Origin of the sequence: Thioclava electrotropha (genome assembly GCF_002085925.2) — a bacterium.
GTDB classification, from domain to species: domain Bacteria; phylum Pseudomonadota; class Alphaproteobacteria; order Rhodobacterales; family Rhodobacteraceae; genus Thioclava; species Thioclava electrotropha.
The window spans coordinates 2,005,609-2,028,198 of the sequence record NZ_CP053562.1 but is presented as its reverse complement, the minus strand read 5'-3'; the positions used below and the strand labels follow the sequence as shown (position 1 = coordinate 2,028,198).

At 64.7% G+C, this 22,590-nt stretch carries 19 protein-coding genes and 1 other RNA gene; 9 read left to right on the top strand and 11 right to left on the bottom strand.

The annotated features are described in order from the left end of the window. The first annotated feature begins 191 nt into the window (after positions 1 to 191). Both AKL02_RS09710 and AKL02_RS09705 read left to right on the top strand, forming a co-directional pair. The gene (locus tag AKL02_RS09710; protein WP_083077916.1) at positions 192 to 1,244 is read left to right on the top strand and encodes an ABC transporter substrate-binding protein; all 1,053 of its coding nucleotides are present in this window, start codon (positions 192 to 194) and stop codon (positions 1,242 to 1,244) included. Positions 1,245 to 1,347: 103 nt separating this feature from the next. Continuing rightward, a complete protein-coding gene (locus AKL02_RS09705; protein ID WP_198453280.1) occupies positions 1,348 to 2,529 on the top strand; it encodes an Aq_097 family APC-type transporter in 1,182 nt (393 codons plus the stop codon). 19 nt (positions 2,530 to 2,548) lie between these two features. Here AKL02_RS09705 and AKL02_RS09700 read toward each other — a convergent pair whose 3' ends face one another. From AKL02_RS09700 to AKL02_RS09690, 3 genes are read right to left on the bottom strand one after another with little or no spacing between them, the layout of a single operon-like run. After that, the gene (locus tag AKL02_RS09700; RefSeq protein WP_083077915.1) at positions 2,549 to 3,559 is read right to left on the bottom strand and encodes a sulfotransferase family 2 domain-containing protein; all 1,011 of its coding nucleotides are present in this window, start codon (positions 3,557 to 3,559) and stop codon (positions 2,549 to 2,551) included. After that, entirely contained in the window at positions 3,556 to 4,701 is a 1,146-nt protein-coding gene (locus tag AKL02_RS09695; RefSeq protein ID WP_165756978.1) for a glycosyltransferase, read from the bottom strand. The genes AKL02_RS09700 and AKL02_RS09695 overlap by 4 nt, the downstream gene beginning before the upstream one ends. Beyond that, positions 4,698 to 6,266 (bottom strand): glycosyltransferase, encoded by a 1,569-nt coding sequence (locus AKL02_RS09690; RefSeq protein ID WP_083077913.1) that lies wholly within the window; start codon positions 6,264 to 6,266, stop codon positions 4,698 to 4,700. Before AKL02_RS09690 ends, AKL02_RS09695 begins: the two co-directional genes overlap by 4 nt. 89 nt (positions 6,267 to 6,355) lie before the next feature. Between AKL02_RS09690 and ssrA the strand changes: the two genes are divergently transcribed. The 5 genes from ssrA (at position 6,356) to fumC (ending at position 9,748) form a co-directional block, all read left to right on the top strand. Beyond that, positions 6,356 to 6,711: a transfer-messenger RNA gene (ssrA, locus tag AKL02_RS09685) on the top strand. A 95-nt stretch (positions 6,712 to 6,806) separates the two neighbouring features. Further along, positions 6,807 to 7,232, top strand: coding sequence for a nuclear transport factor 2 family protein (locus AKL02_RS09680; protein ID WP_078523285.1), 426 nt, complete (start codon positions 6,807 to 6,809; stop codon positions 7,230 to 7,232). A 154-nt stretch (positions 7,233 to 7,386) separates the two neighbouring features. After that, on the top strand, positions 7,387 to 7,851 hold the full coding sequence (locus tag AKL02_RS09675; RefSeq protein ID WP_078541119.1) for an SspB family protein: 465 nt from the start codon (positions 7,387 to 7,389) through the stop codon (positions 7,849 to 7,851). Between the two features lie 4 nt (positions 7,852 to 7,855). Next, positions 7,856 to 8,257, top strand: a complete 402-nt coding sequence (locus AKL02_RS09670; RefSeq protein ID WP_232621762.1) for an ester cyclase — start codon at positions 7,856 to 7,858, stop codon at positions 8,255 to 8,257. 96 nt (positions 8,258 to 8,353) lie between these two features. Then, positions 8,354 to 9,748: a class II fumarate hydratase gene (fumC, locus tag AKL02_RS09665; protein ID WP_083077911.1), complete on the top strand. Its 1,395-nt coding sequence runs from the start codon at positions 8,354 to 8,356 to the stop codon at positions 9,746 to 9,748. Between the two features lie 140 nt (positions 9,749 to 9,888). Here fumC and AKL02_RS09660 read toward each other — a convergent pair whose 3' ends face one another. The 7 genes from AKL02_RS09660 to AKL02_RS09630 form a co-directional block, all read right to left on the bottom strand. Beyond that, entirely contained in the window at positions 9,889 to 10,635 is a 747-nt protein-coding gene (locus AKL02_RS09660) for an alanyl-tRNA editing protein (protein WP_083077910.1), read from the bottom strand. Continuing rightward, on the bottom strand, positions 10,619 to 13,168 hold the full coding sequence (locus AKL02_RS09655; RefSeq protein WP_232621761.1) for a DUF3772 domain-containing protein: 2,550 nt from the start codon (positions 13,166 to 13,168) through the stop codon (positions 10,619 to 10,621). Before AKL02_RS09655 ends, AKL02_RS09660 begins: the two co-directional genes overlap by 17 nt. Continuing rightward, on the bottom strand, positions 13,165 to 14,196 hold the full coding sequence (locus AKL02_RS09650) for a cysteine synthase A (RefSeq protein WP_078541125.1): 1,032 nt from the start codon (positions 14,194 to 14,196) through the stop codon (positions 13,165 to 13,167). The genes AKL02_RS09655 and AKL02_RS09650 overlap by 4 nt, the downstream gene beginning before the upstream one ends. A gap of 86 nt (positions 14,197 to 14,282) precedes the next feature. After that, on the bottom strand, positions 14,283 to 15,416 hold the full coding sequence (locus tag AKL02_RS09645) for an NUDIX domain-containing protein (protein ID WP_165756977.1): 1,134 nt from the start codon (positions 15,414 to 15,416) through the stop codon (positions 14,283 to 14,285). A gap of 87 nt (positions 15,417 to 15,503) precedes the next feature. After that, positions 15,504 to 15,989 carry a TrgA family protein gene (locus tag AKL02_RS09640; protein WP_083077908.1) on the bottom strand — a complete coding sequence of 162 codons (486 nt, stop codon included), beginning with the start codon at positions 15,987 to 15,989 and terminating at the stop codon, positions 15,504 to 15,506. A 172-nt stretch (positions 15,990 to 16,161) separates the two neighbouring features. After that, complete coding sequence (gene guaB / locus AKL02_RS09635; RefSeq protein ID WP_078550562.1) at positions 16,162 to 17,610, bottom strand: IMP dehydrogenase; 1,449 nt, start codon at positions 17,608 to 17,610, stop codon at positions 16,162 to 16,164. A gap of 300 nt (positions 17,611 to 17,910) precedes the next feature. Further along, positions 17,911 to 18,873 (bottom strand): TDT family transporter, encoded by a 963-nt coding sequence (locus AKL02_RS09630; protein WP_083077907.1) that lies wholly within the window; start codon positions 18,871 to 18,873, stop codon positions 17,911 to 17,913. Between the two features lie 107 nt (positions 18,874 to 18,980). On the opposite strand from AKL02_RS09630, the gene speB reads away from it, so the two are divergent. Then, entirely contained in the window at positions 18,981 to 19,970 is a 990-nt protein-coding gene (gene speB / locus AKL02_RS09625; protein ID WP_083077906.1) for an agmatinase, read from the top strand. 39 nt (positions 19,971 to 20,009) lie between these two features. Here speB and AKL02_RS09620 read toward each other — a convergent pair whose 3' ends face one another. After that, positions 20,010 to 20,912 (bottom strand): GNAT family N-acetyltransferase, encoded by a 903-nt coding sequence (locus AKL02_RS09620; RefSeq protein WP_083077905.1) that lies wholly within the window; start codon positions 20,910 to 20,912, stop codon positions 20,010 to 20,012. A 470-nt stretch (positions 20,913 to 21,382) separates the two neighbouring features. Here AKL02_RS09620 and AKL02_RS09615 point away from each other — a divergent pair, with 470 nt between their 5' ends. Further along, positions 21,383 to 22,504 carry an outer membrane protein transport protein gene (locus tag AKL02_RS09615; protein ID WP_083077904.1) on the top strand — a complete coding sequence of 374 codons (1,122 nt, stop codon included), beginning with the start codon at positions 21,383 to 21,385 and terminating at the stop codon, positions 22,502 to 22,504. The last annotated feature ends 86 nt before the right edge of the window (positions 22,505 to 22,590 follow it).

The following is a 22,590-nucleotide window of genomic DNA, read 5'->3' as shown; positions in this document are numbered from 1 at the left end:
CTCCCTTTCCCTACGCGCGGCGCCCGATCCGGTTCAGTCACGCCCAATTTTTCCGCAACGCCCCTCCGCGTCGAGGCTTTTCCACACTTTGCCGCAGGGCTCCTGCCTATCTGCCGTGCAAATGCCTCTTGCGAGGGCGAAAAAGCCGCTCTAGCGTTTTCACAAAACGAACACAAAACAGGGAATATGCAATGAAGACTTCTGCTCTCCTTCTGGCGGGGATTGCCGTGGCCGCGCTGAGCGCCCCGGCCCGTGCCGCCGATCCGGACCTGACCATCTTCGATTGGGCCGGCTTCGAGATTCCGGGGCTCTTCCAGCCTTACATCGATAAATACGGCGACAGCCCGACCTACGCTTTCTTCGGCGATGACGACGAGGCCTATCAGAAGCTCGCTTCGGGCTTCAAAGCAGACGCGGCGCATCCCTGTTCGCAGATGATCTCGAAATACAAGGATGCCGGGCTGATCGAACCGTGGGACGTCTCGAAGATCCCGGAATTCAAGAATATCGACCCCAAGTATCTGAATTCGAAGATCTTCGTCGATGACGACAAGAACGTCTGGTATCTGCCGACCGACTGGGGGGCGACCGCGATCGCCTACAACCCCGACAAGGTCCCGGCCGAAGATGTGGCGAGCCTCAATGTCTTCGTGAACCCGAAATATGCAGGCCGCACTTCGCTGCCCGACAGCTCGGACGATGTCTGGGCGCTGGCCTATCTCGCGACCGGCGTGACCGACTGGACCAATGTCACCGACGAGCAGTTCCAGGCCGCCGCCGACTGGCTGCGCGAGGCCAACAAGAACGTCCAAAGCTACTGGACCGACCCCTCGCAGCAGGCGCAGCTGATGGCCTCGGGCGAGGTGCTGGTCGCGTGGTCGTGGAATGACGGCGTCGCCTATCTGCAGGACGACAACTACCCAGTCGCCTTCCAGCGCGAGGCGAAAGAGGGCTCGTCGACCTGGTTCTGCGGCTTCGTGAACCTCAAGGATGGCCCCGGCTCCGAAGAGAAGCTCTACGATTTCATGAACGCATGGCTGCGCCCCGAGGCGGGCCCGGTTCTCGTCGACGAGATCGGCTACGGTCACACGAACACCGAAGCGATGAAGCTGATCCCGCCGGAGCAGCTGGAAACGGCGGGCCTGACCGAGATCAACGCGCCAATCCTCGCCCAGACGCCGAACTCGCCGGAACTGCGCGAAAAGCAGCTGGCCGAGTTCGAGAAAATCAAGGCTGGCTTCTGATCACTGCGCCGAATAAATCACAGCGAAGGGCCGCGTCTGACGCGGCCCTTTTTAATTCCCCCTGCTGCGCTAGCTGCGTCCAATCGACCATTTGAGACAGCCCATGATACTCGACGCAGCCATTATCCTTCTCGCCCTGATCGTCCTTGCCGCAATGTTCCTGCCCCAACTGCGCGACCGCCCGAAATGGCGCGCGATGGTGACCCCGCTGGCCTCGATCATTGGCTCCGGCTTTCTGGTACTGGGCCCGATTTTGGAGGTCCGCTACGGCAGTTTCGCCCCGCTCGCAATGGCGGCTTTGTGCGGTCTGGGATGGTTTTTCGGCGCGGCAGTGCGCGCCAATATCCGCGCCGAGGAGGTGCCTGACACGCCCGTCATCAAACGCATCGAAGAGGTTGCGCAGCTCGCGCTCGCCTTCGCCTATGTCATCTCGGTCGCCTATTACCTCAATTTATTCGGGGCCTTCGCCGTTTCGCTTACGCCGTGGAACACGGATTTCGCGGCCCGCGCGGTAACCACGGCAATGCTCGCCATCGTCGCCATCGCCGGGTTCTCCGGCGGGTTCAAACGGCTCGAGCAGATGGAATATGCCTCGGTCGCGCTCAAGCTCGCGATCATCGCCGGGCTGATCCTCGGGCTGGCGGCCTATTTCGGCAAGGTGGCCGTCGCCGGCGATCTTGTGGTCGATGCACCGACGCTGGGGCCGTGGGACTCGCTGCGGCTGCTCTTCGGCCTGATCGTGACCGTGCAGGGGTTCGAGACCGCGCGCTATCTGGGCAAGAGCTACGATGCCGACACCCGGGTCGCCGCGATGAAATGGGCGCAGATGCTCGCGACCGCGATCTACATGGTCTATATCGCGCTGCTGGCTTACATCTTCACGCCCAACGCCCATAACCTGACCGAGACCGCGATCATCGATATGATGCGCGTCGTCGCTCCGATCCTGCCCGCGATGCTGGTGGCCGCGGCGCTGGCGGCGCAATTCTCCGCCGCCGTGGCCGATACCGGGGGCGCGGGCGGCCTGATCGCGGAGTTCTCGCGCGGGAAAATCCCGCAAAAAGCGGCCTATCCGGTGTTGATCGGCGCCGGGATCGCGCTGACCTGGACGACCGATCTGTTCCAAATCATCTCCTACGCGTCGCGCGCCTTCGCGGGCTATTACACGCTGCAGGCGGTGCTCGCCGCACTGCAAACCGAGGGCACGAAGCGCTACGCGTTCTGGGCGCTCGCTGCATTGGGGGTGGCGATCACGCTTCTTGGCATTCCGGCCGAAGGCGACTGATCGGCGGGGCCATCGCGGCTCAACTCTCGGAAAGCGCCTGCGCATGCAGCCGTGCATCGAGCGCGTAATAATCGCCGATGAAGCCGCGAATATCGTCGCTCAGAAAGGCGTCGTAAGGCGGCGTGCGCGCGCCCATCCACTCTCCCGGAAGCGCATCGGAGAGATTATGGGACGACCGCCCGCGCGCCTTTTGCGCGGCATTGGTCAGCCCCAACCGGATGTTGCGAAGCTCCTCCGGCAAGCGATCGCGCATGAAATACTCGAAACTCTCGATCTTCTCCAGCGCGAACAGCCGATCCCAGCGCCGATTTTGCAGGTAGCTCCACTGCGCGGCCCAATGGCTGTCCTGCACCTCGCGCGCAGTGGCGTTGATGTAGAAACAGAGCTGCCGAAAGCTCAATCCGCGTTCGATCATCTCCCGGTCCGGATCGCCCCCGCGCGCGAAAAACGCATAGACCGGCCGCGTATGATGCAGCACCGAGTCCTGCATTCGGTTGCGTCCGAACTTGTCGCAATAACAGCTCACCAACCGGTCGACAGGATCGCGCAACAGCGCGACCGAGACCCAGTCCGGCGCGTGATCGACGCGGTCGCGTGCGGCGAAAGCCCAATGGCGCGCCTGCATCCGGCTCTGTCCGGAATCGAGCCAGTAATGCGACATGCCGGGTTCGGGCCGCCCGTCGCCCACAAGCCGGAGCGCCCAATCCTTGACCGAGGTATTGGCGACCTTCGCAATGGGGCAGAAAACGGCGCGCGCAGGTGCGATATACAGCATCGCGCCGTCGTATTGGCTGCGATCGTGATCGCGCAGCAGCCGCGCCTTGCGGCGATATTCCTCCGATCCGCGCAGTTCCCGCTCGACATCGGCCACGCTCGCGCGCCGCTCCTTCAATGCGCTCTGCGCCCCCTCTTTCGCAGGGCGTCCGAGATAGGCTTGGAACAAGGTGTCGATCGAGGCGGGCGTGGCCTGCATCTGCGCGGCGAGATCGGGATCAGCAAAGATGAAGGGGTGCGGAGGTAAATCTTTCATGCGGCAAGACTTTCATAGCGGGAGATCAACGGCGCAAGCTGCGCGGGCCAGCCATATTGCGCGACCTCGTCCGGGCGGCGCTGCGAGCCTATCGCGCCGGTCATGGCATCGCGCAGCAGACGGCGGAACTGCTCCGGGTCGTCTGCGACATGCACGCCGCTGAGGCGTTCCGCCTCTTCGAACCCGCGCATTGCGGGGCGCATCGCGACGACAGGTTTGCAGGACATAAGCGCCTCGGCGGTCTTGAGATTGGTGCCGCCGCCCTCGGTGATCGGCAGGCAGATGACGCTGGCGCGATGCAGAAGACCGCTCAAGGCTTCTTCCTCCACCACACCAAGGGGCACGACGAATTCCGCATTCATCTGCGCATAGCGGCGGAAGCGGTCGTCGGCGGTGATCAGATGGGTCATTCCGCCTGCCACGGCGAGGCGGCTACGCGGTGGCAGGAAGCCGGGAATGTCGCCGAAGGACGCCCAATAGCCGCGCGCGTTCGGCGGATGGGCTGAGCCCGCGACAAGCGCGTAGAGTCCGTCGAGCGGCGCGGACGGGACCGTTTCGGGATCTGGCGCCCAGCAGCCGTTTGGCGCGACAACGACCTCTGTCGCACCCGGCAGACCGGCAAAATGGCGCGCGTCAGCCTCACAGACGGCGATGGTGAGATCGGCCCTCGCTACGAGCGCGGCCTCGAGCGCCTCAGCCTCCGCGCGCCAATGCGGATCGATCAGCGCGGCCTCGACATTATGCGCGGAATAGCTCAGCCGGGCGCGGCGCAAGACCGGATCGCGGTCCAACGCCTCGGCGAATAGCGGATAGAGCCACGGATGTTCGAACTGCACCGCATCGGGGGCGAAATCGCGCAGTTCCCTGATCAACCCTTCGATCAGCGGACGATCTTTGAGCGTGTCGGAGATATGAAGATCCTCGCGGCGCTGCGGATCGTGGAGACGCGAAAGCAACGCCTCCGGCACCGCCGTGCGGCGCTCATCGGGCGAGCCGTCGGGATAGCCGCGCGTCGAGTAGATCGGGACGTAGCGAAAGATGTGGCCCGCCGCGCGCGCCTGCCGGGCGATGGCCGCGACCCGGCGCTGGCCGCCATGCAGCGGGCGGTGGATCGGGTAATGACCGAAAGCTGCGATCTTCATGCGGCATCCTCGCGATAGGGAATCGGCTGGCGCGACTGGTGGGTCCATGCAGGGTCGCGGGTGGAGGTGTCATCGCCGGCCGCGTCGAACCCGGCGGTGAGCGCCTCTCGAAAATCGGCCCATCGATGCGGCGTGATCCGCTCCGCTTGCGCACAGGCCGCGCGATAGGCTGCCTCGTCCTCCATCAGCGCCTCGGCCCGGGCAAGCCACCGCTCGCCCTCGAGAAGCCCGATCGCCTCCGCGCAGCCCTCCGCCGCCTCGATCAAGGCGGGCGCATCCGATGTCAGACAGGGTTTGCCATGCAAAAGCGACTCGACAACTGGTAGCCCCCAACCCTCGTAATGGGACGGGTAGATCGTGTAGCGGCAATGCGCATAGAGCGCCTGCAACTCGGCGTCGTCGACATCATCGAGGATGCGGATCGCGCCATGCGGCAAGCCGGGGTCCGCGCGCACCATTTCCAGAAGCGGGCCGATCGACCAGCCGGGCTGCCCGACCCAGACCAGCGGCATGATATGGTCGCGGCGCGCAGCCAGTTCGCGCCAGAGCCGATAGGTGAAATCATGGTTCTTGCGCGGCTCCTGCGTGCCGACCATCAAAACGTAGCCCCCAGGCTCCAGATCGCGATGTGCGAAGAGGCCCGCGAGATCGGTGGCGGGCGCGGTCTCGCGCAGCGCGTCCGCGCCAAGCGTCACGACGCGCACTTTCTCCGGTTGCAACTCGGGATAGCCGCAGCTGGCGGCATGGACGAGCAGATCGCGCCGCGTCACCTCTGAATTCGTCCAGACCCGATCCACGCCCCAGAGCATCCAATGCAGCGCGGGCGGAAAGGTCTTGCGCGTCGTGGGTTCGGCGACATGCCCCCAAAGGATCGGGATCAGGTCATGGATGTAATAGCTCAGCCGCCACCCATGAGCGGCCCGCATCTCATAGGCGGCCCGGTAGCGCGCATCGCCCCAGAACCCACCGGCAGAGACATACTCGCCCACCTCTTCCGGCGCGATCCGATTTCGATCCGCGCAGATCTGGTCGTGGACCGTATGCACCAGCCCGTAATGCGCCCGGTGATTGAGAGCATCGAGCGCCCGGATGCGCGGTGCGATCCCCGGCGCGACCCGTTCCAGAGCCACGAGCCCTTGGCGCATCAGGGCATATTCCTCCCCGCTCAGCCGAAGCAATTCCTCCGCCACCGCGCTCTCGCGGCGCAGGCGCGTATCGGTCTCATCGCATCGCCCGCCCTGCCCGAGAGCCCGCGTCCTGCGCCGGGCGCGCCAGAGAAACCGGCCAATCCGCGCCCAGGAGCGCCAGCGCTTCGGCGCGGTTAGCGCGCGCGATGGCGCCTCCGGCTGACAGCCATTGCGGAAGATCACCTCCTCGAAGATTGCCTGCGGGATGCGATAGAACCCGCCGCGCGCCTCATCATAGACCGCCGGTACCGCGCGCGCCCCGAACCGGGCGGCAAACGCCCGCCAGACCTCATGCTCCACCCGCAAGATGCCCATCGGCCGCCAATGGCGGAACTGATAGCTGGTGCTGAGATCGATCAGGATCGACTTGTCGCTCATCGCGTCCCTCCGTGGCCAGTTCTTGGCCCGACTCGAGCTATAGCGCGCGGCAAGTTCACGTCCGGTTAATGCGCATCAGGCGCGCGCGACGCCTTGAAGGCCCCCGATCTTCCCCCTATATTCCAAGACGTTCCCGGCAACGGGGACTATGGGCATAAACGCGCATGAAATAAGCGGATCGGACCCGGGGGCGGTACCCGGCGGCTCCACCAATCAACCCTCGTTGGGGGAGAATGGGGCCGAAATAGGATCGACGAACGTGTAAAGATGTTTGCTTTGTCCCGGTGAGCTACCACCGTTATCGGTGCGATTTGTACAGTTGCCAACGACAACCGTGCTCCGGTCGCTCTGGCTGCGTAAGCAGCTCGGGTAACCGAAACTTAACTCCTTGCGCTTAGCCGCGTAAGGCGGGGCCCGCAGGAGCCTTGCAACAGAATCCTGCACTTTCCCCCCTCTTCTTTCGATGCGACCGGCGTTAACCGGTTTGAAATCCGTACCTGCCATGGTGCCCCCAGGACCGACGGGAAACGGAGAGGCGCGATGTCCCGGCTTGCGAGGATCGAAACGTGGCTCCATGCCGTATGGGGCGAAGGGCGGCTGGACGAGGTCGACGGGTTGTTCGATGCCGAGGCGCAGACCAACGGGCTGATGCCGGGGCTCGAATTGCGACCGCAGGAGTTTCGCGAGCTGGTTCCGGCCCTGCGCGCCCATCTGCAGGACATCAAGATCACCGTGCTGCGCCATGTCGAGACGGAGGATTGGCTTTGGACGCTTCTGAAAATCGCCGGAAAATCCGCACACTCGGCGCGCGCGGTGGAATTCACCGGGCAACTGACGATGCGGTTTCGCGGCGACAGGATCGTGGAGGCGTATAATAATTACGATGTGATCGCACTCTTCGAGGCGTTGGAGATGATGCCGCGCGACACCGTCGCGCTCTGCCTGTCGGGCGAAGTGCTGGGATAGGCGCCGCCCCCGCGAGGTTCTCCCCAAGGTTGCGCGAGATCCGATTCCGGCTCACCCGGCACATGCCCTCGACGTCAGCCTTCGCGCCACTCTGCCCGCCTTGCGGCCCGCCACGAATCCCCTATGCTGAGCCCGAGAAGAAAGGGACCCGGCCATGACGCAATCCATTGATTACGGCAACCTGATGCATCACGCGATGCGCGGGCTGATCCAGACAGTGCTGAGCGACATCGCAGCCAATGGCTTGCCGGGGGAGCACCACTTCTTCATCACCTTCGACACCCGTCACCCCGATGCCGAGCTGGCCGATTGGCTGCGCGAACGCTACCCCGAAGAAATGACCATCGTCATCCAGAACTGGTATGACAATTTCGAAGTGGGCGAGGACGGGTTCTCGATCACGCTGAATTTCGGCAATTCGCCCGAGCCGCTCTATGTGCCGCTCGACGCGATCACCACCTTTGTCGACCCCTCCGTCGAATTCGGCCTGCGTTTCGAGACGCAGGAATATGACGAAGACGACGAGATCGAAGAGGATGAGGTGGCCGAGGAGGAAGAGGCCGCCCCCGCCGAACGTGGCGAGGCCGAGGTCGTCAGCCTCGATCAATTCCGCAAGTAACCCGGTGGCTTCGGAGCCTCTGGACCGCGACACTCTCCTGTCGCTTTATCGCGGCTATCTCACTTGCCTGAATGAACAGAACTGGGCGCAGCTCGGCGATTTCGTGCATCCGGAGGTCACGCATAACGCGCGCCCGCTCGGCCTCGCGGGGTATCAAGCGATGCTCGAGGACGACCATCGCGCGATCCCCGACTTGCACTTCCGCGCAGAAACGCTAGTGGCCGATCCGCCAGTCATTGCCGCACGGCTGCGCTTCGACTGCACGCCCCTGGGGATGCTGTTCGACCTGCCAGTGGACGGCCGCCGCGTGACGTTCGACGAACATGTCTTCTATCGCGTCACCGATGGCCGCATCCGCGAGGTGCATTCCCTGATCGACCGCGACGCGATCGCCGCACAGATCTGAGAGCCACCCCAAGTATACCTCCGTATACCGTTGCAAAATCCCTCCGCGCGCCCTATCAGTGCGAGCGAAAGATTGCGCGCAATCATGGAGGCCCAGATGACCGCGACCCGCACCGAGACCGACAGCTTCGGCCCGCTTGAAGTTCCCGCCGACAAATATTGGGGCGCGCAGACGCAGCGCTCGATCATGAACTTCCCGATCGGCTGGGAGCGCCAGCCCGTCCCGATCATCCGCGCGCTTGGCGTGATCAAGAAAGCCTGCGCGATGGCCAACAAGGCGCAGGGCAAGATGGACGCGAAGATCGCCGATGCGATCATCGAGGCCGCGGGCGAAGTGATCGAAGGCAAGTTCGACGACAACTTCCCTCTGGTGGTCTGGCAGACCGGCTCGGGCACGCAGTCGAACATGAACGCGAACGAGGTGATCTCGAACCGCGCGATCGAAATTCTGGGCGGCGAGATGGGCTCGAAAGATCCGGTCCACCCGAACGATCACTGCAACATGGGGCAGTCCTCGAACGACACCTTCCCGACCGCGATGCATGTCGGGATCGCAATGCAGGCGCGCGACGTGCTGCTGCCCGGTCTGCGCAAGCTGCACGCGGCGCTGGAAGCCAAGTCCGAAGACTTCAAGGACATCATCAAGATCGGCCGTACGCATACGCAGGACGCGACGCCGCTGACGCTTGGTCAGGAATTCTCCGGCTACGCCCATCAGGTGAAAAAGGGGATCGAGCGCGTCGAGGCCTCGCTCGGCGACATCTACGAACTGGCCCAAGGCGGCACCGCCGTCGGCACCGGTCTGAACACGCAAGTGGGCTGGGCCGAGACGGTCGCGGCGAACATGGCCAAGATCACCGACCTGCCCTTCGTCACCGCGCCCAACAAGTTCGAAGCGCTCGCCGCGCATGATGCGATGGTGATGTTCTCGGGCGCGCTGAAGACCGTGGCCGCCTCGCTCTTCAAGATCGCGAACGACATCCGCCTGCTGGGCTCGGGCCCGCGCTGCGGTCTGGGCGAGCTGATCCTGCCGGAAAACGAGCCGGGCTCCTCGATCATGCCGGGCAAGGTGAACCCGACGCAGGCCGAAGCCCTGACCATGGTCTGCGCGCATGTCATGGGCAACGACGCAGCCGTCGGCATCGCCGGCTCGCAAGGGCATTTCGAGCTCAACGTCTACAACCCGATGATGAGCTACAACGTGCTGCAATCGATGCAGCTTCTGGGCGACAGCGCCTCGGCCTTCACCGACAACATGGTCGCGGGCATCGAGGCCAACGAGCCGCGCATCGAGAAGCTGCTGCACGAGTCGCTGATGCTGGTCACCGCGCTCGCGCCGACCATCGGCTACGACAACGCCACCAAGGTCGCGAAGACCGCGCATAAGAACGGCACCACGCTGAAGGAAGAAGCGATCAAGCTTGGCTTCGTCGACGAGGAAATCTTCGACAAGGTTGTGCGTCCCGAGCAGATGATCGGCCCGAAAGCCTGATCCAGCTTCCATGAATGACGAAGGGCGGCCCCGGTGGCCGCCCTTTTGCGTTCGGGGTGCTCGCCCCCTTCGTCTTGTTCAAATATCCCGGGGTGAATGCCGCAGGCAGCGGGGCAGCGCCCCTGCCCGGCCGGTAGCTCTCAGGCCAGGTGAAGATGAACGCGGCGGTTCATCTTGCCCTTCTTCTCGATCTTGCCGATCCTGAGGGCGCCGATCTCGCCGGTCGAGGCGACATGCGTGCCGCCGCAGGGCTGCAGGTCGATCCGGTCCGCCTCTTCGCCGATTGCCACGAGACGCACCCAGCCCTGACCCTTGGGCGGCGCGACCGAGAGCGTCTTGACCAGATCGGGCTGCGCCTCGAGTTCGGCATCGGTAATCCAATGCTCGACCACTTTCAGGTCCTGCGCGATCCAGTCGTTGAGCTGCCGTTCGATCGCTTCCAGATCTTCGGGTCGCTCGGGCATATCGAAATCGAGCCGTCCCTTTTCCGTACCGATCTGCCCGCCCGTCACCGGCAGCGGGATCGCGACCGATAGCAGGTGCAGCGCGGTATGGACGCGCATGTGACGGTGACGCCGCTCCCAGTCGAGATGCTGCTGCACCTGCGCGCCAACAGGCGGCAGTGGCTGCGGCTCGGCGGGCACCAGGATCACCGCACCGAGCGCACCGGACTCGGCCTTCACCGCCGTTGCGATCTCGATCTCACCGCCGTCCCAGACCAGTTTGCCGCTATCGCCGGGCTGGCCGCCGCCGGTCGGGTAGAAGATCGAATCCGCGCAATAGATGCCGCCCTCATCGGTCAGCCCGGTCACCCGGACCTCGAGATCGCGGGCATAGGGGTGAATGCGGTAGCTCTGCTGCTGCGGCTGTTTAGCGGTCTCCGGCATCGGCCTCTCCGTCTGAAGTGTCGTGGCGCTGCTCCTCCATCCCCTCGGGCCCTTCACCGGGCTGGGGCTTGCCGTAATCGGCGCGGGTCACGGGGTGCTTGGTGTCGCTGTCGTCTTCGCCCGCGTCCCCGGAGGTCTCCGCCTCCTCCGCGTCCTCTTCGGTCTGCTCGTCCTTGGGACGCAGAACCTCGGGGTTGCGCAGCCACACGTCGCGCTGTGCGAAGGGAATCTCGATCCCGGCCTCGGCGAAGCGTTGATTGATTTCGTGGTTCATCTCGCTCTGGACGCGGAGGATGAAGTTCACGTCCGAGAGGATCACGCGGACCTCGAAATCGAGGCTGTCCGCGCCGAAGCCTTTGAACATCACGACCGGCTCGGGGTTCATCATCACCAGCGACTGGTTCTCGGCCACTTCGTGAAGGATCTTCTCGACCTTGCGCGTGTCGGTGCCATAGGCCACGCCGACCGGCACGATCAGGCGGCCCGTGACATTGCCGCGCGTCCAGTTCGTCACCTGCCCCGAGATCAGGTCCGCATTGGGCACGATGACTTCGGTGCGGTCGAAGGTCTCGATCCGGGTGGAGCGCACGGAGATCGCCTTCACGATCCCCATCTGGCCATTGACCTCGATCCAGTCGCCCTCGGAGATCGGACGCTCGATCAGCAGGATGATGCCCGAGACGAAGTTCTGCACGATGGTCTGCAGACCGAAACCGACACCGACGGAGAGCGCACCGGCGACGATGGCGAGCGAGCTCAGATCGATCCCGGCCGAGGAGATCGCGATCACCGCAGCGAGGAATATCCCCAAATAGCCAAGCCCCGAGACGATGGCATTCTGGCCGCCCTTGTCGATCTTGGTCTTTGGCAGCAGCGAGGTCTTCAGCGCCCCTTGCAGGAGCCGCGTGACCATCAGGCCGATCACGAAGACGATCGCGAAGGTCAGGAAGATGCCGGGCGAGATCGTGACGCCGCTGACCGAGATGCCGTTCTGGAACCGGGTCCACATCTCTGCCAGATCGGCCGGGCGCGCGCCCCAGATCAGCGCCGCAGGCGGCATGGCGAGCAGGCCCAGCAAGAAGCCGATCAGCGCCGGGATCAGGGAGTCGCGGCCGTCATCCTCGCGCCGGGTGACCAGCACGTAGACATCGGTGAAGAACTGGTTGAGCACGAGAACCAGCGCGATCAGCCCCAGTGTCAGGATGGTCGGGAAGATCAGCGCATTGGCGGCGTTGATATAGCCGATCCCGCCAAGAACCGGCGCGACCACCGCGACGCCAATCAGCGCATTGCCGAGCGCGCCGACAAGACGGTCGCGAAACGCGCCTTCCTCGCTCCCGTTGGTCTCGTTGCGCAGGTGACGGCGCAGCAGCTGGCCGAAGCGGAACAGCGCGATCGCGGCAAGGACCTGCAGCGGGAAGACCAGAACGCCGAAACCGGCGTCGAGCGTGTGCCCCGCCGCATCGATCTCCTTGGCGGTTTTCGCGCTGCCCTCGAACACATCCTGCCCGCGGGCCACCAGCCAGTCGCCGAACGGGCCCTGAATTGCGGCGAACACGGCCAGCGAGATCGTCAGCACCCGGCCTTCTCGGCGCCGTTCGCTTTGCAGCGTGAAGGGCGCGGCCTGCCGGTCATTGCGCGGGAAGATGCGGCCCGAAAGCCAGAAGGCGACGAAGGCCGCGCTCAGAACCACGCCGATCGCGAGCAACAACTCCAACCAGCGCGCGCCGAACAGCTCCGTCTGCACCAGCGCCGCTTCAAGCAGCGCGATCCCGGCGATCGGCAGCAGGAGCTGACCCAGCGAGACGATGAAATCGATCACCCGCTGCGCGTTGCGCGCCAGACGCGCCTCCAGCACATCGGCCAATTTGTCGATCCATGTCCGCCCGCGCAGCACCAGCATAAGCGCCACCAACAAAAGGCCCACGATCGCAGGGGCGTTGTTGCGCGCATTGGCGTAGGGGTCCGGCTGATCGAGTTGCTGCCCCATCTCGGAGGCAAGCTCGGAGGTCAGCCCGGTGAGAACTTTCACCCCCTCGGGCCAGTTGATCGGATTGAGCGGCGAAGGTGTCAGCCGCAACAGCTTGTCTGTCTGGCGCGCGCGCAGAACCTGATCGATATTGGCGACGATGGAATCCGCGCGGCTGGCGGCCTCGGTCGCGCGCAGCGCTGGCGCCTGTAGCTTAGCGAGCTCGTCGTTCAGCTTCTTGCGCCGGTCGGCAATCGCCTGATCCTCGCTCTCGCCCTCCTTCGGCGGGGGCCCGAGCGCTTCGATCTGCGCCTTGACGGTAGAGATCTGGCTGGCGTTGATATCCTCGGCCGCCTTGAACTTCTCTCGCCAGTTGACGACCTCCTGCCGGATCTTGTCGAAGGCAGGACGCTGAGCCTTGTCGGCCTGCACCATCTGTTCGGCTTCGGTCGCGGTCTGTTCCCACGCCTTGTAATCGGGCGTGTCGGGGCTTTGCGCGAAACCAATCCCGGGGAGCGCCAGCGCGACGGCCAGCAAGAGCAGACGCGCCAGACGCAGGATCATCCCTCAAAAACCTCCGGCATCTCACGCGGAGCCCGGTCGAGCCATTCCGGCACAGGCAGCCCCTTGCCCTTGAGGAAGTCGGGGTTGAACAGTTTCGACTGGTAGCGGTTGCCGTAGTCGCACAGCACCGTCACGATGGTGTGGCCCGGGCCCAGCTCGCGCGCCATGTGCATCGCGCCCGCGATATTGATCCCCGAGGAGCCACCCAAGCAAAGGCCTTCTTCCTGCAGCAGGTCGAAGACCACCGGCAGCGCCTCGCTATCGGGGATGTTGAAGCTCATATCCGGGGTGAAGCCCTCGAGATTGGCGGTGATCCGCCCCTGCCCGATGCCTTCGGTGATCGAGGAGCCCTCGGATTTGAACTCGCCGGTCGTGTAATAGCTGTGCAGCGCCGCGCCGTCAGGATCGGCGAGGCCGATCTTCACGCCCTTGGGCTGCAGCGCCATGCCGGTCCCCGCGAGCGTGCCGCCTGAGCCCACCGCGCAGATGAAGCCGTCGACCTTCCCGCCGGTCTGATCCCAGATTTCGGGGCCGGTCGTCTCGATATGGGCCTGCCGGTTCGCGGTATTGTCGAACTGGTTCGCCCAGATCGCGCCATGCGGATCGGTCTTGGCGAGTTCCTTCGCGAGCCGCTCGGAATAGCGCACGTAGTTGTTCGGATTGCGATAGGGCGCGGCCGGAACCTGCACCAGTTCGGCCCCCGCCAGCCGCAGCATGTCCTTCTTTTCCTGGCTCTGCGTCTCGGGGATCACGATCACCGCCCGGAAGCCCATCGAGGCACCCACGAGCGCGAGACCGATGCCGGTATTACCCGCCGTGCCTTCGACGATCGTGCCGCCGGGCGCAAGCTCGCCGCGCTGGATCGCGTCACGGATGATGAACAGCGCTGCGCGGTCTTTCACCGATTGGCCGGGATTGAGGAATTCCGCCTTGCCGAGGATCGTGCAGCCGGTCTCTTCCGATGCCTTCCTGAGCTTGATGAGCGGGGTATTTCCCACCGCCGACGCCAGATCGCTGCAGATACGCATCGCGCATTCCTCCCGTATCGAGTAACCCCCAACGGGGCCGTTGAAATCAGACTTAGGACGCGGCGCGCGCCACCTCAACCCCGCGATTACGCGACGCCAGCCATCCGCTGCAGTGCGGCGCGCTGCCCGGCGAGCCAGAGCGCGAGCACGACCAGCGGCGCATTGCCCGCCTCGCCGGTCGCAACCAGCGTCATCAAGCGCTCGAACGGCACCAGATGCGCGCGGATATCTTCGTGCTCATCGGCCTTGCCGCCAAGCTGTGCGGCCTCATCGGGCAGATCGGTGATCCCGATATAGGAATAGACGAATTCGCTTTTCGCGCCGGGCGACGGGTAATAGCGCGGGGCCTCGATCAGGCGCGCAATCGTGATCCCGGCCTCCTCGCCCGCCTCGCGCAGCGCCGCTTCTTCGGGGGTCTCACCGGGATCGACCCGGCCCGCGATCGCCTCGATCATCCACGGGTTCGGCTCGCCCCGCGCCAGTGGCCCGGTGCGGATCTGTTCGATCAGCATCACCCGGTCGCGCACCGGATCGTATGGCAGAACGACGCTCGCATCGCCCGAGACGAAGGCGGCCCGGTCGAGCTTGGCGCTCATCCCGCCGGCGAACAGCCGATGTTCGAGTTTGTAATCCTCGACGGCGAAAAACTTCGCGTAAGCAGTCTGTTGCGCGTCGATCTTGATGTCGCCTTCATGCAGGTCCCGGCGCAAATGCTGCGCCATCGGGGTCGCGCGGGCGCGCAAGGTAGAGGCCGCGCGCACGAGGATCGCGTGATAGCGCGCATTGGCGGCGTCGGGCCCCACGGCCTGTGCCTCGGCGATGAAAAGCCGCGCGGCCTCGGTCTTCAGCGCGGCCCATTTCGGCGCCCAATCTCCGAGGGTCCACGCGTCGCCCACATCCCAGCGCCCCGCTTTCGGCAGCCAAAGCTTCGCCTCGCGCGGCCCCGATCCGGTCTCGAGTTCCCGGAAATCGGCGTCGTATCCATCCTCGTACCACGCGATGCGCTCCGCCTCGGCCTCGGTCAGATCGGCGATGACGCCGCGCGTCACCGCGTCCGGTGTCGCAATCAGGATCGGAAAGCCCAGGCCCTGCCCCTCGCGACAGGCCTCATGCGGGGCGAAACCTTCCAGCCGCGCCGGTACGAGTTGCGGCACACGTCCGATGACGGCCTCCAGCAGAGGCGGATGACACAGCGTGCCGTAAAAGAAATGTGGTTGCATGACCGTCCCCGCAGCTTGGCACATCATGCGCCACAACCTGCAAGGCAGGCGCGCGATGTCAAGCGGAGGGTGTGGTGGGTTTCGTGCTCAGCGCCCGTAGCGGCGATGCGCGAGTTCCGACAGGACGCCGGCGCCCATCGCGCCCAAGCCCAGCGTGATCACCGGCGCCACCCCAAGCGAGGCCAACCCGATCGCGGTGCCCTGCCCGATGACATCGGTCACGGCGGAGAGCACATCGTCATAGCGCATGCGCAGCGCAAGTTTCAGCATCTGCATCACGCCGAGGAAGGCGAATGTCCACAGCAGGACATAAAGACCGCCGCGAAGACCGTCATTGATCGCATCGACCCAGCGGCGCCCGGCGGAAACCCCGACCACGCGCCAGCCGAACAGCAGCCCGAACGAGCCCATGATCAGCCACAATTCCTTCGCCCCGTCGGTCCCGGCGGGAATCGCGGGCATGATCTGCTGCGCGGCAAAGAACCCGGTCGCCCCAAGCGCCAGCGCCGCGAAAAGTTTCGCGATCGTAGGGATTTGCGCCTGAGAGTTGCGCACGGCAATTCGGTGCATCATGTCGGGCCTCCATCTCGAAACCAAGGAACGGTTTGAGGGTGATCCCCTCTGGTTAACGGGCGATTACGGCGAAACTATGAAAAGTTTACGCTGCGTAATTTGTTATGGAAAAGGCCCGGACCATCGCTGGCCGGGCCTTTCGCGTCTATGGCAAGGTGGCGCTGCGCGCCCCTTAGCCGATCCGGTAGTTCGGGCTCTCGCGGGTGATCGCGACGTCGTGGACGTGGCTTTCCTTGAGGCCCGCGCCGGTGATGCGGACGAAATTGCAGTTCGTCCGCATCTCGGCGACCGTGGCGGAGCCGGTATAGCCCATCGCCGCGCGCAGACCGCCCACGAGCTGGTGGATCACCGCGCCTGCGGGGCCTTTGTAGGGCACCTGCCCCTCGATGCCTTCCGGCACGAGCTTGTCGTTCGCCGCATCCTTCTGGAAGTAGCGATCCGCCGAGCCGCGCGCCATCGCGCCGAGCGAACCCATGCCGCGATAGGATTTGAACGAGCGGCCCTGATAGAGGATCACCTCGCCGGGGCTTTCATCGGTGCCCGCGATCATCGAGCCGACCATGGCGCAGCTTGCGCCCGCCGCGATGGCTTTCGCGAAATCGCCCGAGAACTTGATGCCGCCATCGGCGATGATCGGCACGTCGCCCGCCGCACTTACGCAATCCATGATCGCGGTCAGCTGCGGCACGCCCACGCCCGCGACCATCCGCGTCGTGCAGATCGAGCCCGGGCCGATGCCGCATTTCACCGCGTCGGCGCCCACGTCGATCAGCGCCTTGGTGGCGTCGGCGGTGGCTACGTTGCCCGCGATCACCTGCACGTCGCTCGACAGTTGCTTGATGCGCTTCACCGCGTCGATCACGCCCTGGCTGTGACCATGCGCCGTGTCGACCACCACGATATCGCAGCCCGCGTCGATCAGCGCCTCGGAGCGCTCGAAGCCAGCATCGCCCACGGAGGTCGCAGCGGCCACGCGCAACCGGCCCAGATCGTCCTTGCAGGCGGTGGGGTTGAGGACGGCCTGCTCGGTGTCGCGCAGCGTCAGGAGGCCCGTCAGCTTGCCTTCGTCATCGGTCACCAGCAGCTTCTCGATCCGGCGCTCGCGCATCATCGCGATGGCTTGGGCGCGGTCGGCGGGCTCTTGCAGGATCGCGAGACGGTCGGTGGTCATCATCACCGAGACCGGGGTTTCGTCCTTCTGGGCAAACCGCATGTCGCGGTTCGTCACGATGCCCACGACGCGGCGGTTTTCATCGACGACCGGGAAGCCGGAGAAACCGTAGCGCTCGGTCAGTGCCTTCGCATCGGCGAGCGTCTGATCGGGGCGCAGCGTGATCGGGTTGTAGACGATGCCGCTCTCGAAGCGCTTCACGCGGCGGACCTCGTCGGCCTGCTGCTCGACGGTGAGGTTCTTGTGGATCACGCCCACGCCACCCGCCTGCGCCATAGCGATCGCCATGCGCGCCTCGGTGACGGTGTCCATCGCGGAAGACAGAAGCGGGATGTTGAGCCGGATTTTCTTCGTCACCTGGGTCGAGACATCTGCGGTTGCAGGAAGCACCGAAGAGGCTGCGGGAAGAAGAAGAACGTCGTCGAAGGTGAGCGCCTCGCGAATCTGCATGGGGGGTCTCCAGTGTCCAGATGCGTTTGGCAGTTTGCTGTTTCACGCAATGGACGCGAAGGCAACCCCTCGCGGACGCGCTGCGCAGGGGGTGTGCGCGAACGAGGGGTATAGCGCCATCGTGTCAGCCTCCTACGGTGGCGCGGGGCAACCAGCCCCGGGCCGCGCCCGAGCCTCCCCCCGGGAGGGCGCATTGGCGAAGACAGCGCAGGCACGACCGACTTACGGGCTTGCGGGATAAACCGCCCAGCACGTGCGGAGCAAAGCGCCCACCCGAGGCTCGGGCGCCGCCCTCTCGCCTTACGCAATCGCGGCGTTGGTCTTCATCGCGAGCTGACCCTTCGCCCAAAGCTGCAGCACTTTCAGCGCAATCGGCACCACGATCAGCGTCGCTGCCGTCAGCATCAGCGCGCCGGGCAACGCCCAGACCCCGCCAAGCGCGAGCCAGCACCCTGCCGTCGCAGCCGCCGGGAAAGTGAATGCCCCCCAGAGCGGCGAGAAGCCTCCTGCAAGCAGCCAGCGTATCGACACGACCAGCGCCAGAAGAAAGGCTGCCGCGAGGATCGCCATCGCCTGCGCGATCCCCATCGCGCCGAACGCGCTCGCCACCGTGCCGATCAGCGCGGCCGGCGCGAGGTGAATGGCCAGCAGTGGGCGCAGCGGCGCAGGCACGCGCTCGCGGGAGAATTGCTGCAGCGAGATCATCCAGATCACGACCGCCGACAGCATCGCGACCCAGAACATCACCAGCGCCACCGTATCGAGCCCGAGGATCACCCCCGCCACTGCGCCGACGATCCAGCCCGAGAAGGTCAGCTGCCATGTGGGATTGACGCGGCGCTGCTCGGCCGGGCCGGTTGCGAGCGTGTAGATCACCGCCGCGATCAGCCCCAGATGCACGATGACGCCCAGCCAGAAAATGACGGTGGCGAGCCCGCCATAGGGCGCAAGCGAAGCCGCGATCAGATAGATCGTCAGCGTCCCCGCGGCGAGCCCCGCACGCCCCGGCAGCACGCGCAGATCCTCGAACACCACGCCCGGACGCCGCACGACCTTCGCGCCATAGGCGATCAGCGTGAACAGCGCGAGCAGCGTCACCGCGCCCAGAAACAACTCCGCCAGATCGGGCGGCAGTGCGAATTGCCCGACACCGCGCCGCCACGCGATCCCGAGGCCCATCAGCCCCAGCACGGGCGGGAACATCGCGGGCGGGGTGCGGCGAAACAGTCCCTTGGGCGTCATCTTGGGCGGGGCGAAGGACATGTGCTTACCTCGGGCAATCGGCAAATCATTTCGGTCGCGCAGAAGCTTGCAATATTTCGCGCGCGGCGAAAAGCTGTCCGAGGTGCGACAGGGTGTCTGGAGGCAAGATGGCGGGACATGGATATGAATCGGGGCGGCTGAACCTGCCCTTCGTGGGGATTTCCACTTTCGGCAAGCGCGCTTACGTGGCCGATTGGGATGCGATCGAGGCGGATGTGGCGGTGATGGGCGCGCCCTTCGATTTCGGCACGCAGTTCCGCCCCGGCGCGCGGTTCGGGCCGCGGGCGGTGCGCGAGGCCTCGACGCTGTTCTCCTTCGGTCATGCCGGGGCTTACGATCACGAGGATGACGCGACCTATCTCGGGCCGGAGGTCACGATCGTCGATATCGGCGATGCGGATATCGTCCATACCGACACGGTGAAGAGCCATGCCAATATCGAGACCGGCGTGCGTGCGATGCTGAAGGCGGGCGTGCTGCCGGTGGTGATCGGCGGCGATCACTCGATCAATATCCCCTGCATCCGCGCCTTCGAGGCCGATTGCGCCGAGAAGGGCCCGATCCATATCCTGCAGATCGACGCTCATCTCGATTTCGTGGACGAGCGTCACGGCGTGACCGAAGGGCACGGCAACCCGATGCGCCGCGCCGCCGAGAAGGGGTATGTCTCGGGGATCACCGCGCTCGGCATTCGCAACGTGTCCTCGACCTCGAAAGAAGGCTATGACGCCGCCCGCGCGATGGGCGACGATTTCCTGAGCGTGCGGCAGGTGCGCAAGCTGGGGGCCGAGGGCGTGCTGGCCCGTATCCCGGAGGGCGCGCGGATCTATGTCACGATCGATATCGACGGGTTCGACCCCTCGATCGCGCCCGGCACCGGCACGCCGAGCCATGGCGGGTTTCTCTATTACGAGGTGCTGGAGATCCTGCAGGGCGTGGCGAAGCGGCACGAGGTGGTGGGCATCGATCTGGTCGAGGTCGCCCCCGATTACGACCCCACCGGCTCCACCCCGATCCTTGCCGCGCAAGTGCTGCTGAATTTCCTCGGCTTCATCTTCCACGCGCGACAGTCCGGCGGTGCGCCTGCGGCAGGTTGAGGGAGCCTCCGGCGGGGATATTTTCCTCAAGGAGAAGGGTTAACGGGGCAGCACCCACAGAGTCGCCCCGAGGCTGTGAGGCTGCGCGCCGGTGCCCAGTTTGAAGCGCATCCGCCCTGCCCCATCCTCGCCATCCACCGCGCCGAGATCGAGCTGCCGGATCCCACGCGCCGTCAGCCGCAGCGCCGCGTGCCAGAGCATCACGTTATGCGCGCCGGACGCGCGCCCCTGCGGCCCGGTCCAGCCGATATGATAGCTCGCCCCGTCGCCATGGAGCAGGAAGATGCCGCCCGCGAGGCGCTGTCCCTTGGCATCCTCGATGTGCAGCGCGAGAAGATCCGCCGGACTGCGGTCCGCCCAAGCGCGGGAGAAGCCGGGAGGCAAGGCGCGGTAGCCACGCGCCCGTTGCTGGGCGGCATCGGCGGCGAGGAGCCAGTCGATCTCGGGCTCTAACCTCACCCGCAGCCCCGCGCGCTCCGCCGCCACCAAGCGATTGCGCCATTTCCCGACGAGCCCGGCGCGCAGCGCTTCCGTCTCGGGCTGCAAGGACCAAAGCGCATGGTGGCGGGGCGTGATCAGCGGCACCAGCCCGACCCCCGCCAGCGGCGCGTCCGGCGTCGCGAGGACGATCCCCCATCGGCGCGCGATCCGGCGCAGCACCGCGATCTGACTGTCGCGATCAAGGCCAGGGGCGAAGACCGGTCCGCGCGACAAAAGCCACAGCCCGCCGCGCCCGATCATCTGGGCCAGTGCGATCCGCCTGCCCGCCTCCGCGATCTCGAGCCGCAGAACGCGCCGCCCCCGCGCGGCAGCAAGCGTCCCATAGAGCGCCGCCTGCTGAAAGGCCGGCGGGTGCCCCGGCGCGATCGCGCGCAACGCCCGATCCCAGCCCGTATCGGGGCCTGAAAATAGCGTGAGACGGACAGGTTTCATCGTCGCCATTAAGGCTTGCTTTACCTAAGCCGGGGTTAATGGCGCTGCAAAACATGACAACCTTGAGGCGAAAATGGCCCGCGCTCCTGAAAATCCCCCGCGCGCAAAGCGCAGACAGCCTCCGCCTGCCGGGACATCGTTGCAGGCGCGCAAGATTGACGGGCCGCCACATCTGCCAGCTCCGCGCGCCACGCTATGGAGTGCGCTTCTGGTCGCGCTTTTCGGCGCGGCTCTCTGGCTCGGCCTTCTTGCGATTCTCAAGTTTTCCAACGGCTTCTAAACGCTTCAGTTCAGAACTTGACGCGAACGTCACCTTCGAGTGGCCGCAAAGCCACATTTTTCCGTGCATGCCGGCAACAGAACGTGACGTCATCGTGAAGCGCAGATTGATTTAGATCTTCCGGCTGGTAGCGTCACCGAAAGGAATTCCTTCGAGACGTTAGGATCTCCTTCGGGACACGTTAGGGAAGAGGAACATTATGAAACGTGTGATGACTTCGATGGCCGCACTCGCGATTGGCGCAGGCGCGGCCCATGCGGGCGGGGTGGAGCGCTCGACGCAATCGGTCGGCATCCTGTTCGAACAGGGCAATTACGCCGAAATCGGCTTCGGTGCGTTCAATCCGGACGTGTCGGGGACGAACACCAGCCCCTTTGGCATTCCGGGCGCAAAATCCGGTGACATGGCACCGGGGTATGGCACCTTCACCTTCGGTTACAAGCAATCCCTCAGCGATCAATGGGATCTGGCGATCACCGTCGATCAGCCCATTGGAGCCAAAGTTAACTATCCAGCAGCTACGTCCACGGGCTATCCCCTTGGCGGCGCAAACGCGTCGATCGACTCCACTGCAATCACCGCTTTGGTGCGCTACAAGATGCCGAACAATGTTTCTTTTATCGGCGGCATTCGGAGCCAAGAAGCGAAAGGCAATGTTAGCCTAAACTTCCCCATCCCGGGATACTCGATGAAAACATCGAGCGAGACTGACTTCGGTTATGTGGTTGGCGTCGCGTGGGAAAAGCCCGAGATTGCTGCACGCGTTGCACTTACCTACAACTCGAAGATTACTCACGATTTCGATGCGACGGAGACGATCGGCCCGAATAGCTTCGATACGAGCTTCTCGACCACGACTCCGGAATCGGTGAATCTCGAGTTCCAGACTGGGATTATGAAGGACACACTTCTGATGGGGTCCGTACGCTGGGTCCATTGGACGCAATTCGACATTACACCGCCGGTCTATGCTGGTGTTGACCCTGACGGTCCCGGTCCGGCAGGGCCACTTGGTCCGCTCGTAAGCTACGACAACAACACCATCACCTACAATCTTGGTGTTGGTCGTCGGTTTAACGATCAATGGTCTGGTGCGGTCATGTTTGGCTACGAGAAGCATCAAGGCGGCATCGTCGGCAACTTGGGCCCAACCGACGGCTTCAAATCGGTTTCGCTCGCAGCCAGCTACCAAGCGACCAGCAACATCAAGATTACGGGCGGCGTGCGCTACGTCGATATCGGCGACGCAACCACCTCAGTCGGCGACTTCACCGGCAATGACGGTTGGGGCGCGGGCCTGCGCGTCGGGATCAACTTCTGATCGCAAGCCTCTGATCTTATTACAAAAGCCCCGCTTCGTGCGGGGCTTTTTCTTTGGACCTCGGCAATGCCGCAAGTTCCGGGTGG